Raw genomic sequence first — 12,383 nt, forward strand, 5'->3', positions numbered from 1 at the left:
GTTCGGGGTCGAGTGCATTTCGTGCCGCATGTTATATAAATGTAGCAAATAGAGTGTTTGTGACTGAAAAGATGAACATTCTGCATAGCGCGATTTCCACAACAGGAATAGACTGACTCGTTATTCGACAAACGATGCAAAAGGTTTTCTATGACACAACAGCCTCAAGCCAAATACCGCCACGACTACCGTGCGCCGGATTACCTGATTAGCGATATCGATCTGACTTTTGACCTGGATGCCACAAAAACCGTTGTAACGGCGGTAAGCCAGGTCACGCGCCATAACGCCACGGCGGTGCCGCTGCGTCTTGATGGCGAAGACCTGACCTTAGTCTCGGTGCATGTGAACGACACCCCCTGGACCGACTATAAAGAAGAAGAAAGCCAGCTGGTGCTGGATAACCTGCCGGAGCGTTTTACCTTACGCATCGTGAATGAGATCAGCCCGGCGTCCAATACCGCGCTGGAAGGGCTATACCAGTCGGGCGTGGCCCTCTGTACCCAGTGCGAAGCAGAAGGTTTCCGTCACATCACCTGGTATCTCGACCGCCCGGACGTGCTGGCCCGCTTCACCACTAAAATCATCGCCGATAAGGCTACCTATCCGTTCCTGCTCTCCAACGGCAACCGCGTGGGCGGGGGCGATCTGGAGAATGGCCGTCACTGGGTGCAGTGGCAGGATCCGTTCCCGAAACCTTGCTACCTGTTTGCGCTGGTGGCGGGTGATTTTGACGTTCTGCGCGACACCTTCACGACCCGTTCAGGCCGCGAAGTGGCGCTGGAACTGTTTGTCGACCGCGGCAACCTCGACCGTGCCCCGTGGGCGATGACTTCGCTTATCAACTCCATGAAGTGGGATGAAGAGCGTTTTGGTCTCGAGTACGACCTCGACATCTATATGATCGTCGCCGTCGACTTCTTTAATATGGGCGCGATGGAGAACAAAGGCCTCAACGTCTTTAACTCCAAATACGTGCTGGCGCGTACCGATACCGCCACCGATAAAGACTACCTCGATATCGAGCGCGTCATCGGTCACGAATATTTCCATAACTGGACCGGTAACCGCGTGACCTGCCGCGACTGGTTCCAGTTAAGCCTGAAAGAGGGCCTGACCGTGTTCCGCGATCAGGAGTTCAGCTCCGACCTCGGCTCACGGGCGGTTAACCGCATCAACAACGTGCGCACCATGCGCGGCCTGCAGTTTGCCGAAGACGCCAGCCCGATGGCGCACCCGATCCGTCCGGACAAAGTGATCGAGATGAACAACTTCTACACCCTGACGGTGTATGAGAAGGGTTCCGAAATCATCCGTATGATCCACACCCTGCTGGGCGAAGTGAATTTCCAGAAAGGGATGCAGCTCTATTTCGAACGTCATGACGGCAGCGCCGCCACCTGTGACGATTTTGTCCAGGCGATGGAAGATGCCTCGAATGTCGATCTGTCCCATTTCCGCCGCTGGTACAGCCAGGCCGGTACGCCGGTTGTTACCGTCAAAGACGACTACAACCCGGAAACCGAGCAGTACACCCTGACCATCAGCCAGCGCACGCCGCCGACGGCGGAGCAGGAAGAGAAGCACCCGCTGCATATTCCGTTCGCCATTGAGCTGTATGACAACGAAGGCAAGGTGATCCCGCTGAAGAAAGGCGGCCATCCGGTGCACAACGTGCTCAACGTGACGCAGGCCGAGCAGACGTTTGTTTTCGATAACGTCTACTTCCAGCCGGTACCGGCGCTGCTGTGCGAGTTCTCCGCGCCGGTCAAACTCGAGTACAAATGGAGCGATCAGCAGCTGACCTTCCTGATGCGTCACGCGCGCAATGATTTCTCCCGCTGGGATGCGGCCCAGAGCCTGCTGGCCACCTACATCAAGCTGAACGTGAACCGTCATCAGCAGGGGCAGCCGCTGTCGTTGCCTGCGCATGTTGCCGACGCCTTCCGCGCGATCCTGCTGGATGAGAAGATCGACCCGGCCCTGGCGGCTGAAATCCTGACCCTGCCGTCGTTAACCGAAATTGCCGAGCTGTTCGAGATCATCGATCCAGTCGCTATCGCAACGGTGCGTGAAGCGCTGACCCGTACTCTGGCAGCAGAACTGGCGGATGAGTTCCTGGCGGTTTACCACTACCACAAACTGGATGCGTACCGCGTTGAGCATGCCGATATCGGTAAGCGTTCGCTGCGTAATACCTGCCTGCGCTACCTGGCGTTTGGGGAGACGACTCTCGCCGACGAGCTGGTGAGCAAGCAGTATCACACTGCGGACAACATGACCGACGCGCTGGCTGCGCTGGCCGCCAGCGTGGCCGCTGAACTGCCTTGCCGTGATGCCCTGATGCAGGAGTACGACGACAAGTGGCATCAGGACGGTCTGGTGATGGACAAGTGGTTTATCCTGCAGGCTACCAGCCCGGCAGCCGATGTGGTGAACAAGGTGCGTAGCCTGCTCAACCACCGTTCATTCACCATGAGCAACCCGAACCGCGTCCGGTCCCTGATTGGCGCCTTTGCCAGCAGCAACCCGGCCGCCTTCCATGCGGAAGATGGCAGCGGCTACCAGTTTATGGTGGAGATGCTGACCGAGCTTAACAGCCGTAACCCGCAGGTGGCGTCGCGTCTGATTGAGCCGCTGATCCGTCTGAAACGCTATGACGCTGCGCGCCAGGCGAAGATGCGTGCCGCGCTGGAGCAACTGAAAGGGCTGGAGAACCTGTCCGGGGATCTGTACGAGAAAATCAGTAAGGCGCTGGCCTGATAGTAAACGCCGGGTGGCAAGGTAAAAGCGAAAAGGCAACGTAAGTTGCCTTTTTTAATGTTTGTACCCTCTCCCTGTGGGAGAGGGCCAGGGTGAGGGCATCAGGCATTAGCCATCGCTAAATGCCGCTCTGCGACACCACGCCTCATCACCCGATCCAGCACCTCTGCTTCCAGCTCTGCCAGTCGCGCCGAGCCTACCCGGCGAGGACGAGGCAGATCCACCGTCAGATCCAGCCCAATCTTGCCATCCTCGATCAGCAGTACCCGGTCGGCCATGGCGACAGCTTCGCTTACATCATGGGTCACCAGCAGTACCGTAAAGCCATGTTCCTGCCATAAGGAGACAATCAGATCCTGCATCTCAATCCGCGTCAGCGCATCCAGCGCCCCCAGCGGCTCATCCAGCAGCAACAGTCCCGGACGGTGGATCAACGCTCTGGCCAGCGCCACGCGCTGTTTCTGTCCGCCGGACAGGGCGGCAGGCCACTCGTCGGCGCGATTGTCCAGCCCGACGGCGGCCAGCGCCTGCTGGGCTGACCCTTTCCAGCTGCCTTTCAGCCCCAGCCCGACATTATCTAACACCGTCTTCCACGGCAGCAGTCGCGCGTCCTGGAACATCATTCGCGTGTCATCCTGAATCTCAGCCAGAGGGGTATTTCCGGCCAACAGCTTGCCGCCGTTCGGGGCTTCCAGCCCGGCCAGCAGGCGCAGCAGGGTGCTTTTCCCGCCTCCGCTGCGGCCCACCACCGCCACGAATTGCCCGGCAGGGATATGCAGTTCCAGTTCCTTCAGAATGGTGTTATTGCCGTAGCGTTTGGTGACGCCAGTTAGCAGCAGCGGTGTCCCCTGATTTAAGCGAGCCGTGTTCATGCGTGTGCCTCCTTTTTAACGTAGGCCGGATTCCAGCGCAGCCAGCTTCGTTCGAGCCACTGGGCGCTGACATCTGCAAGTTTACCGAGCAGGGCATAGAGAATAATGGCCACCACAACAACGTCGGTTTGCAGGAATTCGCGGGCGTTCATCGCCAGATAACCGATGCCGGAGTTGGCGGAGATGGTTTCCGCCACGATCAGCGTCAGCCACATCAAACCCAGGGCAAAGCGCACGCCTACCATGATTGAGGGCAGGGCACCCGGCAGGATGACGTGGATAAACAGCGCCAAGCCGGACAAGCCGTAGCTGCGCGCCATCTCCACCAGCCCGCGGTCGATATTACGGATCCCGTGCCAGGTATTGATATAGATTGGGAACAGGGTGCCGAGGGCGACGAGAAATATCTTCGCCGTCTCATCGATGCCAAACCACAGGATCACCAGCGGGATCAGCGCCAGATGCGGCACGTTACGCAGCATCTGAATCGAAGTGTCCAGCAGACGCTCGCCCCAGCGGGAGAGGCCGCTTACCAGGCCGAGTGTCAGGCCAATCGTCCCGCCGATGGAAAAGCCAATCACCGCGCGCCAGGAGCTGATCGCCAGATGTTGCCACAGCTCACCGCTTGAACTCAGCGACCAGAAAGCCTCCACAACGCCCTCGGGTGAGGGCAGTATGCGGCTCGAGAGCCAGCCCATGGAGGACGCCAGCTGCCAGACAAGCACAATACCGACAGGGAGCAGCCAGGGGGCAATGCGCAGCAACCATTTTTGGGAAGGATTAGCCATAAATTCTCCTTAACTCTGGGCGACTTTACGCGGGATAAATTCGTTAGCAACCGCCTCGCCCTGCTGCAACAGCTGCTGCGGCTGCGGGATTTGCGGAATGGTCACATCCAGATGCGGGAACAGCAGCTCGCCTACCCTCCAGGCCTCTTCCAGATGCGGATAGCCGGAAAGAATAAAGCTGTCGATACCGAGGTCTGCATATTCATTAATACGTGCCGCTACCGTCGGGCCATCCCCCACCAGCGCGGTCCCCGCGCCGCCGCGCACCAGCCCCACGCCCGCCCACAGGTTCGGGCTGATCTCCAGATTCTCGCGTTTACCGTTATGCAGGGAGGCCATCCGGTGCTGCCCGACGGAATCGGTGCGGGCAAAGGCGGCCTGCGCTTTGGCAATGGTCGCGTCGTCCAGATGGGAGATCAGACGATCTGCGGCCTGCCACGCCTCTTCATTGGTTTCGCGGACAATCACGTGCAGACGGATCCCGAAGCGGACCTTGCGACCGTGGGCTGCGGCTTTGGCGCGCACCTGCTCAATCTTCTCTTTGACCAGCGCTGGCGGCTCCCCCCAGGTGAGGTAGAGATCCACCTGTTCGGCAGCCAGGTCCTGGGCAACGTCGGATGAACCACCAAAATAGAGCGGTGGGCGCGGCTGCTGAACGGGCGGAAAGAAGAGTTGGGCATCACGCACATGGATATGCTTGCCCTCGAAGGTGACGTTCTCGCCCTCCAGCAGACGACGCCAGACGTGGGTGAACTCAGAAGAGGCTTCATACCGCTCGGTGTGATCCAGGAAAACGCCGTCTCCTGCCAGCTCCTGCGGATCGCTGCCGGTTACCAGGTTAAACAGGGCTCGCCCGTTCGACAGACGATCCAGGGTCGCGGCCTGACGTGCGGCCACCGTCGGGGAGGTCACGCTCGGACGCAGGGCCACCAGAAACTTCAGGCGCTGGGTCACCGGGATCATCGACGCCGCCACCAGCCACGCATCCTCGCAGGAGCGCCCGGTGGGGATCAGCACTCCGGTAAAGCCAATCCTGTCTGCAGCCTGGGCGATCTGCTGAAGATAAGCATGATCCACCGGACGGGCGCCCTCTTCGGTGCCAAGATAATGACCATCGCCGTGGGTAGGTAAAAACCAGAACAGATTCAGACTCATGACTTGTCTCCTTTAGATGCGGTGGGGTGCCAGATGCGGTCGCGAATATCGATTTTTTTCGGTACCAGGCGGTTGTCGTAGAAAAGATCGGCGGTTTGCTGCTGTAAGACGGTGGTACTGGCATCCACCGGTTTAATGGAGGTTGGCGGGCGGTGGTCAAGGTAGGTAGCAATAACCGGCTCCGGGAGCCCCATGGTTTTGGCCAGCAGGGTGATACTGGCCTGACGCTGGCTCCGGGTGAGGGCATCCGCCTCGCTAAAGGTATTCAGCACGCCCTGAATAAATTCACCGTTTTTCTCCGCATAAGGGCGAGCGGCAAGGTAGAAAGAGCCGGTCTGTTTCAGGGTTTCACCGTCCTTCAACACCTTCACGCCTCCCTGCAGCAGGGCGGCAGAGTAGTAGGGATCCCAGATAGCCCAGGCATCGACGTTGTTTTGCTGGAAGGCGGCGCGGGCATCCGCCGGTGAAAGATAAACCGGCTGAATATCTTTAAAGGTCAGTCCCGCCTGCTGCAGAGCGCGCAATAAAAGATTGTGCGAGCTGGAACCCTTCTGGAAAGCCACTTTATGACCTTTAAGGTCCGCCACGGTTTTGATCGGGCTGTTTTCAGGGACCAGGATCACTTCGGCTTTGGGTTTTGGTGGCTCGACGCCGACGTAGACCAGATCCGCGCCGGCAGCCTGGGCGAAGATAGGCGGAATATCGCCGGTACTGCCGAGATCGATACTGCCCACGTTCAGCGCCTCGAGCATCTGCGGGCCTGCCGGGAATTCCACCCATGAGAATTTGGTGTCCGGGTAGCGTTTTTCCAGCAGCTGATGGCTTTTCGCCAGCACCATGCTGATGCTGCCTTTCTGGTAACCGATGCGCAGACTTTCAGGCGCGGGCTCTGCGGCGTGCGCCAGACCGGATAGAGCCACCAGGCCTGCAAGGCTGACACGGACAAGAGATTTAAACATGGGCGACTCCTTTCTGAAGGCCAAAGCCAGGCACCGCTACGTCGCGGCGATGCAGCGCCTGCCAGAAGGTCTCCAGCGCGCTGTCGAGGCGGGTTTGCAGGTTCGGGGTAAAGTGCGGCTTGTGCTGGTAGTCGATCACCTGAGAATCATCGGCAAACACGCCGTGGAGGATCTCCTGCGCTTTCAGGGCGTTGAGCACCGGTTTCAGGGCGTAATCCACCGCCAGCAGGTGGGCCAGGGTACCGCCCGTTGCCAGCGGCAGCACGATTTTGCCTGCCAGCGCGCGCTCCGGGAGCAGGTCCAGCAGGGTTTTCAGCGCCCCGGAAAACGAGGCTTTATAAACCGGGGTGGCAACGATTAGCCCATCGGCATCGGCCAACTGTTCATTGAGGGTCTTCAGCGCCGGGCTGTCGAAGCGGGCATAGAGCAGATCTTCCGGGGCAAAGTTATGCAGATTCCAGTGGAACACCTCCACATCCAGAGAGGTAAGCTGCTCCCGGGCGTACTCCAGCAGGGCGCTGGAGCGGGAAGGGAATCGCGGACTGCCAGCTAACGTAATGACGCGCATAAAGGCTCCTTATAACCAACTGTTTGCTTTTATCTAACATTGATAACATTTGTTGGCAGTGTGGCACCGCTGGCTTATTCCACTAAATGATTTATCCGCAAGTGAAATGCCAAAAAATGAATAAAGGAGGGATGAAAAGTAAACGATTGCGCGGCAGGCGGCTTTTTTTGCCTCAGGTCAATTCCCTTTCCCGCTGCGATCGCAGATAATACGCCCCCGGTTTGCACACCGGGAATCCAGGAGAGTTCATGTACTACCCCTTCGTTCGTAAAGCCCTTTTCCAGCTCGATCCTGAGCGCGCTCATGAATTTACATTCCAGCAATTACGCCGTATTACGGGAACCCCGCTCGAAGCGCTGGTGCGCCAGAAAGTGATGGATAAGCCAGTCACCTGCATGGGGTTAACCTTTAAAAACCCTCTGGGTCTGGCGGCAGGTCTGGACAAAAATGGCGAGTGCATTGATGCACTGGGTGCGATGGGCTTCGGCTCCATTGAAATTGGCACCGTTACGCCGCGTCCACAGCCGGGCAACGACAAGCCGCGCCTGTTCCGACTGGTCGAGGCCGAAGGGCTGATCAACCGCATGGGGTTCAATAATCTCGGCGTCGATCACCTGGTCGAAAATGTGAAGAAAGCCCATTTCGACGGCGTATTAGGCATTAATATCGGCAAAAATAAAGACACGCCGGTAGAGCAGGGCAAAGATGACTATCTGATCTGCATGGAGAAAGTCTACGCTTACGCCGGGTATATTGCGGTTAACATCTCCTCGCCTAACACCCCTGGCCTGCGCACCCTGCAATACGGTGAAGCGCTGGATGATTTATTGGTTGCCATCAAAAATAAGCAAAATGAACTCCAGGCGAAGCACCATAAATATGTGCCGGTGGCCGTTAAAATTGCGCCCGATCTGACAGAAGAAGAGCTGATTCAGGTCGCCGACAGTTTGGTTCGCCATAATATTGATGGCGTTATTGCCACCAATACCACTCTCGATCGATCCCTGGTTCAGGGAATGAAACACTGCGACGAAATGGGTGGGTTGAGCGGTCGGCCGGTGCAGTTAAAAAGCACCGAAATTATCCGCCGTCTGTCGCAGGAATTACAGGGCCGCCTGCCGATTATTGGCGTGGGCGGGATTGATTCAGTGATGGCTGCCCGCGAAAAAATGGCGGCTGGCGCTTCGCTTGTTCAGATATATTCAGGCTTTATTTTTAAAGGCCCGCCGCTGATTAAAGAAATCGTTAATCATATCTAATCTTTTATCTCTACTGGCAACCAGGGCTTTATTTCCAGCTCTGGTTGTTTTATATTCCCGGACTGTTGCTTTATTAGACATTGTGGTCTTTCATTATTGAAGTTAAAAAAACGAAGCGGCAATAAGGACTTTCTTACAACAGGACGTTTCGGGAACGGGAGAGACAGATGCGAATTAAACCTGACGATAACTGGCGCTGGTATTTCTGCGATGAGCACGATCGTATGATGCTCGATCTGGCTAATGGTATGCTGTTCCGCTCGCGTTTTGCCCGCCGGATGTTAACCCCGGATGCCTTTGCCGATACCGGTTTTTGCGTTGACGATGCTGCACTCTATTTCTCCTTTGAAGAGAAATGTCGGGATCTGGACCTGTCTAAAGAACAACGCGCCGAACTGGTGCTTAATGCGCTGGTGGCAATCCGCTTTCTTAAACCTCAGATGCCGAAAAGCTGGCACTTTCTGGCCCACGGCGGGCGCTGGACGCCGGTCACCGGTGATGCCGCGTGCGTCAGCCTGAGCGAGAATGGCGAGCAGGTGAATTTGCTGGTGGTGGAGCCGGGCGAAAACGCCGCACTCTGTTTACTGGCACAGCCGGCAGTAACTATCGCGGGGCGCACCATGCAGCTGGGGGATCCGATTAAAGTGATGAACGACAGGCTGAAACCGCAACCGGTCAGCTTCAGCCTCGAGCAGGCCGTTTAAGCTTCGAGCTGTAACGACGTTTTGGGTACGCAGCTGCAGCACAGAATGGTGCCGTCGTTGCCAATGGCCGATTTCTTCAGCGCACTCACTTCACCTTCTACCAGCGTGATGCGACAGCACCCGCAAATCCCCGCACGACAGGAATAGGGCACGCGAATACCGGCCTGTTCAAGCTGCTCCAGTAAAACCTGCTGATTGTTGCCGCGAATGGTCTGCCCTTGCCACTGGATAGTCACCGCCGTTGCAGGCTGGGTCTCCACTTCAGTTGTCTCTTCCTCGGAACCCGCCCCATAGATGCGGCCCGGCCCGGTGGAGAGGATCTCCACCTCATCACCCACGCGGATCACCCCGCTGGAGCGTGGGATCAGGTTCTGACCAAAATCGACATCGCCGTTGTGCTGCGCGGTGCGGAAGGATTGCAGGGTTTTAAGCGGCTCACCGGCCGGGTGCTTCTGCCCCTTTTCCGGGCTGACGGTGGTAAAGATGCAGCGGCTGCAGGGTTTGACCACATCGAAAATCACGTCGCCGATGCGGATCGTTTTCCAGGTATCTTCTTCCCACGCGGCCGCGCCGGTCACTACCAGGTTCGGGCGAAACTGCTCCATCTGCACGCTGGCCGGGCAGCGCTGCTGCAGATCGCGCAGCGAGGCCTCGTTGGTCAGCAGGAAGGGGAACCCGTCGGCGAACGACAGCGGCACTGCGGCAAACTTCTCCACGCGGCGCGTCAGCTCAGGCCCCACCCAGCGGAGCTGAACCGGGCGGGAAAAGAATTCGCTCAGCCAGCGGTTAACCGCATCCGGGGCGATGCGTGCGGTAAAGTGGTTGCCCCAGACTTCGGTGGGGGCGTCTGCTGGCGCAAAGTCGCTGAAGCGGACGATACTACTGGAACCATCCGGCGCGGTGAGGTGCAGACCATCATGAACCGGCACCGGGGTGAAGCGAACCATTTGCGGGAACTGGCGTGCGGTAATGAACGTGCCATCCGGTTCGGTAACCATAAATATGCGGTCAAAGGCAAAACCGCTCATGTCTGCAAGGGCGTGAGTGAGCCCAATACCCCGCATGGATTTAACCGGATGAATGAAAAGCCTGGATAACGTGGCCACGGCACCGTCCCCTTAAATGAAAATAAGCCCTCAACTTTATGACATAGAGCCCAGATTGGCTATAATGCGCAGCAATTTTCTTAGAGTAAAAGTGACGATATGAATTCTCTGTTTGCCAGTACGGCCCGTGGGCTGGAAGAGCTGTTAAAAACTGAACTGGAAAGCCTGGGGGCGCAAGAGTGCCAGGTGGTTCAGGGTGGTGTCCATTTTCAGGGCGACACGCGGCTTATTTACCAGAGCCTGATGTGGAGTCGCCTGGCCTCACGCATCATGTTGCCGATGAGAGAGTGCAAGGTTTACAGCGATCTCGATCTTTACCTGGGCGTGCAGACGATCGACTGGACAGAGATTTTTGCCCCGGGCGCCACTTTTGCCGTCCACTTCAGCGGCCTGAATGACGAGATCCGCAACAGCCAGTACGGTGCGTTGAAGGTTAAAGATGCCATCGTCGACTGCTTCACCCGCAAAAATCTGGAACGTCCGAACGTCGATCGTGAAAACCCGGATCTGCGTATCAACGTCCGCCTCAATAAAGAGATCGCCAGCATTGCGCTGGATCTCTGTGGCGAAGGTCTGCACCAGCGCGGCTACCGCGATCGTGCCGGTATCGCGCCAATAAAAGAGAACCTCGCGGCGGCCATCGTGATGCGTTCCGGATGGCAGCCGGGCACGCCGCTGCTGGATCCCATGTGCGGTTCCGGTACGCTGCTGATCGAAGCGGCGATGCTGGCGACTGACCGTGCGCCGGGTCTGCACCGCGGCGCGTGGGGCTTCAAAGGCTGGGCACAGCACGACGAAGCTGTCTGGCAGGAGGTAAAAGCCGAAGCCCAGACTCGCGCCCGTGCCGGGCTGGCGGCCTATGAATCCCGTTTCTACGGCTCTGACAGCGACGCCCGCGTGATTGAACGCGCGCGCAGCAACGCCCGTCGCGCCGGGATCGGCGAGCTGATCGCCTTCGAGGTAAAAGACGTTTCTCAGCTCACCAACCCGCTGCCAAAAGGCCCCTACGGCACGGTGATCAGCAACCCGCCTTACGGCGAACGTCTGGACAGCGAGCCGGCGCTGATTGCCCTGCACAGCCTGCTGGGGCGCACCATGAAGGATCTGTTTGGCGGCTGGAACCTCTCCCTGTTCAGCGCCTCGCCAGAGTTGCTGAGCTGCCTGCAACTGCGCGCCGAGCGTCAGTTCAAAGCCAAAAACGGCCCCCTGGACTGCGTGCAGAAAAACTACCACCTGGCCGAGAAAGAGGCAGACAGCAAGCCATCCAGCATCGCGGAAGATTACGCTAACCGTCTGCGTAAAAACCTGAAGAAATTCGAAAAATGGGCGAAGCAGGAAGGCATTGAGTGCTATCGCCTCTATGATGCCGACCTGCCGGAGTACAACGTGGCGGTCGACCGTTACGGCGACTGGGTGGTGGTGCAGGAGTATGCGCCGCCAAAAACCGTCGATCCGCAGAAAGCCCGTCAGCGTATGCTGGATATTATCGCTGCGACCATCAGCGTGCTGAATATTGCTCCGAACAAGCTGATCCTCAAAACCCGTGAGCGTCAGAAAGGCAAAAACCAGTACGAGAAGATGAACAGCAAGGGCGAGTTTATCGAAGTGGGCGAATACAACGCCCGCCTGTGGGTGAACCTCACTGACTATCTCGATACCGGCCTGTTCCTCGACCACCGCATTGCCCGTCGTATGCTGGGCCAGATGAGCAAAGGTAAGGACTTCCTGAACCTCTTCTCCTATACCGGCAGCGCCAGCGTCCATGCCGGGCTGGGCGGCGCGCGTACCACCACCACCGTGGACATGTCCCGCACCTATCTGGAGTGGGCAGAGCGCAACCTGCGCCTGAACGGCCTGACCGGCCGCGCGCACCGTCTGCTGCAGGCCGACGTGCTGGGCTGGCTGCGTGAATCGGAGGAGCAGTTCGATCTGATCTTTATCGATCCGCCAACCTTCTCCAACTCCAAACGCATGGAAGAGTCTTTTGATGTTCAGCGCGACCACCTAGCGTTGATGAAAGATCTGAAACGTATGCTGCGTAAAGGCGGCACCATCATGTTCTCGAACAACAAACGCGGCTTCCGCATGGATCACGAAGGGCTGGAGAAACTGGGGCTGAAAGCACAAGAGATCAGTCAAAAAACCCTGTCCCAGGATTTTGCCCGTAACCGTCAGATCCACAACTGCTGGCTGATTACCGCGGCCTGAA

10 protein-coding genes are annotated in these 12,383 nt (G+C 57.8%); 4 read left to right on the forward strand and 6 right to left on the reverse strand.

Annotation, left to right across the window (positions count from 1 at the left end; translation table 11 throughout):
• Positions 1–150: 150 nt before the first annotated feature.
• Positions 151–2,763: an aminopeptidase N gene (pepN, locus tag NB069_RS07360; protein ID WP_250588754.1), complete on the forward strand. Its 2,613-nt coding sequence runs from the start codon at positions 151–153 to the stop codon at positions 2,761–2,763.
• 101 nt (positions 2,764–2,864) lie between these two features.
• Here the strand turns inward: pepN and ssuB are convergent, their stop codons facing one another.
• The 5 genes from ssuB to ssuE are packed head-to-tail and all read right to left on the reverse strand — an operon-like array spanning position 2,865 to position 7,105.
• Complete coding sequence (gene ssuB / locus NB069_RS07365; RefSeq protein ID WP_250588755.1) at positions 2,865–3,635, reverse strand: aliphatic sulfonates ABC transporter ATP-binding protein; 771 nt, start codon at positions 3,633–3,635, stop codon at positions 2,865–2,867.
• A complete protein-coding gene (gene ssuC, locus NB069_RS07370; RefSeq protein ID WP_250588756.1) occupies positions 3,632–4,423 on the reverse strand; it encodes an aliphatic sulfonate ABC transporter permease SsuC in 792 nt (263 codons plus the stop codon). Before ssuC ends, ssuB begins: the two co-directional genes overlap by 4 nt.
• Before the next feature lie 9 nt (positions 4,424–4,432).
• Positions 4,433–5,578, reverse strand: coding sequence for an FMNH2-dependent alkanesulfonate monooxygenase (gene ssuD, locus NB069_RS07375; RefSeq protein WP_250588757.1), 1,146 nt, complete (start codon positions 5,576–5,578; stop codon positions 4,433–4,435).
• Positions 5,575–6,537 (reverse strand): sulfonate ABC transporter substrate-binding protein, encoded by a 963-nt coding sequence (locus NB069_RS07380; RefSeq protein ID WP_250588758.1) that lies wholly within the window; start codon positions 6,535–6,537, stop codon positions 5,575–5,577. Before NB069_RS07380 ends, ssuD begins: the two co-directional genes overlap by 4 nt.
• Positions 6,530–7,105, reverse strand: coding sequence for an NADPH-dependent FMN reductase (gene ssuE / locus NB069_RS07385; protein ID WP_250588759.1), 576 nt, complete (start codon positions 7,103–7,105; stop codon positions 6,530–6,532). The genes NB069_RS07380 and ssuE overlap by 8 nt, the downstream gene beginning before the upstream one ends.
• Before the next feature lie 248 nt (positions 7,106–7,353).
• Here ssuE and pyrD point away from each other — a divergent pair, with 248 nt between their 5' ends.
• Positions 7,354–8,364, forward strand: a complete 1,011-nt coding sequence (pyrD, locus tag NB069_RS07390; protein ID WP_250588760.1) for a quinone-dependent dihydroorotate dehydrogenase — start codon at positions 7,354–7,356, stop codon at positions 8,362–8,364.
• Positions 8,365–8,531: 167 nt separating this feature from the next.
• Positions 8,532–9,068 carry a cell division protein ZapC gene (gene zapC / locus NB069_RS07395; RefSeq protein WP_250588761.1) on the forward strand — a complete coding sequence of 179 codons (537 nt, stop codon included), beginning with the start codon at positions 8,532–8,534 and terminating at the stop codon, positions 9,066–9,068.
• On the opposite strand, the gene NB069_RS07400 is transcribed toward zapC, so the two are convergent.
• Complete coding sequence (locus NB069_RS07400) at positions 9,065–10,174, reverse strand: YcbX family protein (protein WP_250588762.1); 1,110 nt, start codon at positions 10,172–10,174, stop codon at positions 9,065–9,067. The two genes, zapC and NB069_RS07400, sit on opposite strands and share 4 nt — an antisense overlap.
• A gap of 99 nt (positions 10,175–10,273) precedes the next feature.
• Here NB069_RS07400 and rlmKL point away from each other — a divergent pair, with 99 nt between their 5' ends.
• Complete coding sequence (gene rlmKL / locus NB069_RS07405; protein WP_250588763.1) at positions 10,274–12,382, forward strand: bifunctional 23S rRNA (guanine(2069)-N(7))-methyltransferase RlmK/23S rRNA (guanine(2445)-N(2))-methyltransferase RlmL; 2,109 nt, start codon at positions 10,274–10,276, stop codon at positions 12,380–12,382.
• The last annotated feature ends 1 nt before the right edge of the window (position 12,383 follow it).

It is taken from the genome of Leclercia adecarboxylata, assembly GCF_023639785.1.
GTDB lineage: Bacteria > Pseudomonadota > Gammaproteobacteria > Enterobacterales > Enterobacteriaceae > Enterobacter > Enterobacter adecarboxylatus_D.

Excerpts from the sequence above, each read along its gene's own strand:
- pyrD (WP_250588760.1), top strand. The coding sequence starts at position 7,354 with ATGTACTACCCCTTCGTTCGTAAAGCCCTTTTCCAGCTCGATCCTGAG.
- pepN (WP_250588754.1), top strand. The coding sequence starts at position 151 with ATGACACAACAGCCTCAAGCCAAATACCGCCACGACTACCGTGCGCCG.
- ssuC (WP_250588756.1), bottom strand. The coding sequence starts at position 4,423 with ATGGCTAATCCTTCCCAAAAATGGTTGCTGCGCATTGCCCCCTGGCTG.
- NB069_RS07380 (WP_250588758.1), bottom strand. The coding sequence starts at position 6,537 with ATGTTTAAATCTCTTGTCCGTGTCAGCCTTGCAGGCCTGGTGGCTCTA.
- ssuE (WP_250588759.1), bottom strand. The coding sequence starts at position 7,105 with ATGCGCGTCATTACGTTAGCTGGCAGTCCGCGATTCCCTTCCCGCTCC.
- rlmKL (WP_250588763.1), top strand. The coding sequence starts at position 10,274 with ATGAATTCTCTGTTTGCCAGTACGGCCCGTGGGCTGGAAGAGCTGTTA.
- zapC (WP_250588761.1), top strand. The coding sequence starts at position 8,532 with ATGCGAATTAAACCTGACGATAACTGGCGCTGGTATTTCTGCGATGAG.
- ssuB (WP_250588755.1), bottom strand. The coding sequence starts at position 3,635 with ATGAACACGGCTCGCTTAAATCAGGGGACACCGCTGCTGCTAACTGGC.
- ssuD (WP_250588757.1), bottom strand. The coding sequence starts at position 5,578 with ATGAGTCTGAATCTGTTCTGGTTTTTACCTACCCACGGCGATGGTCAT.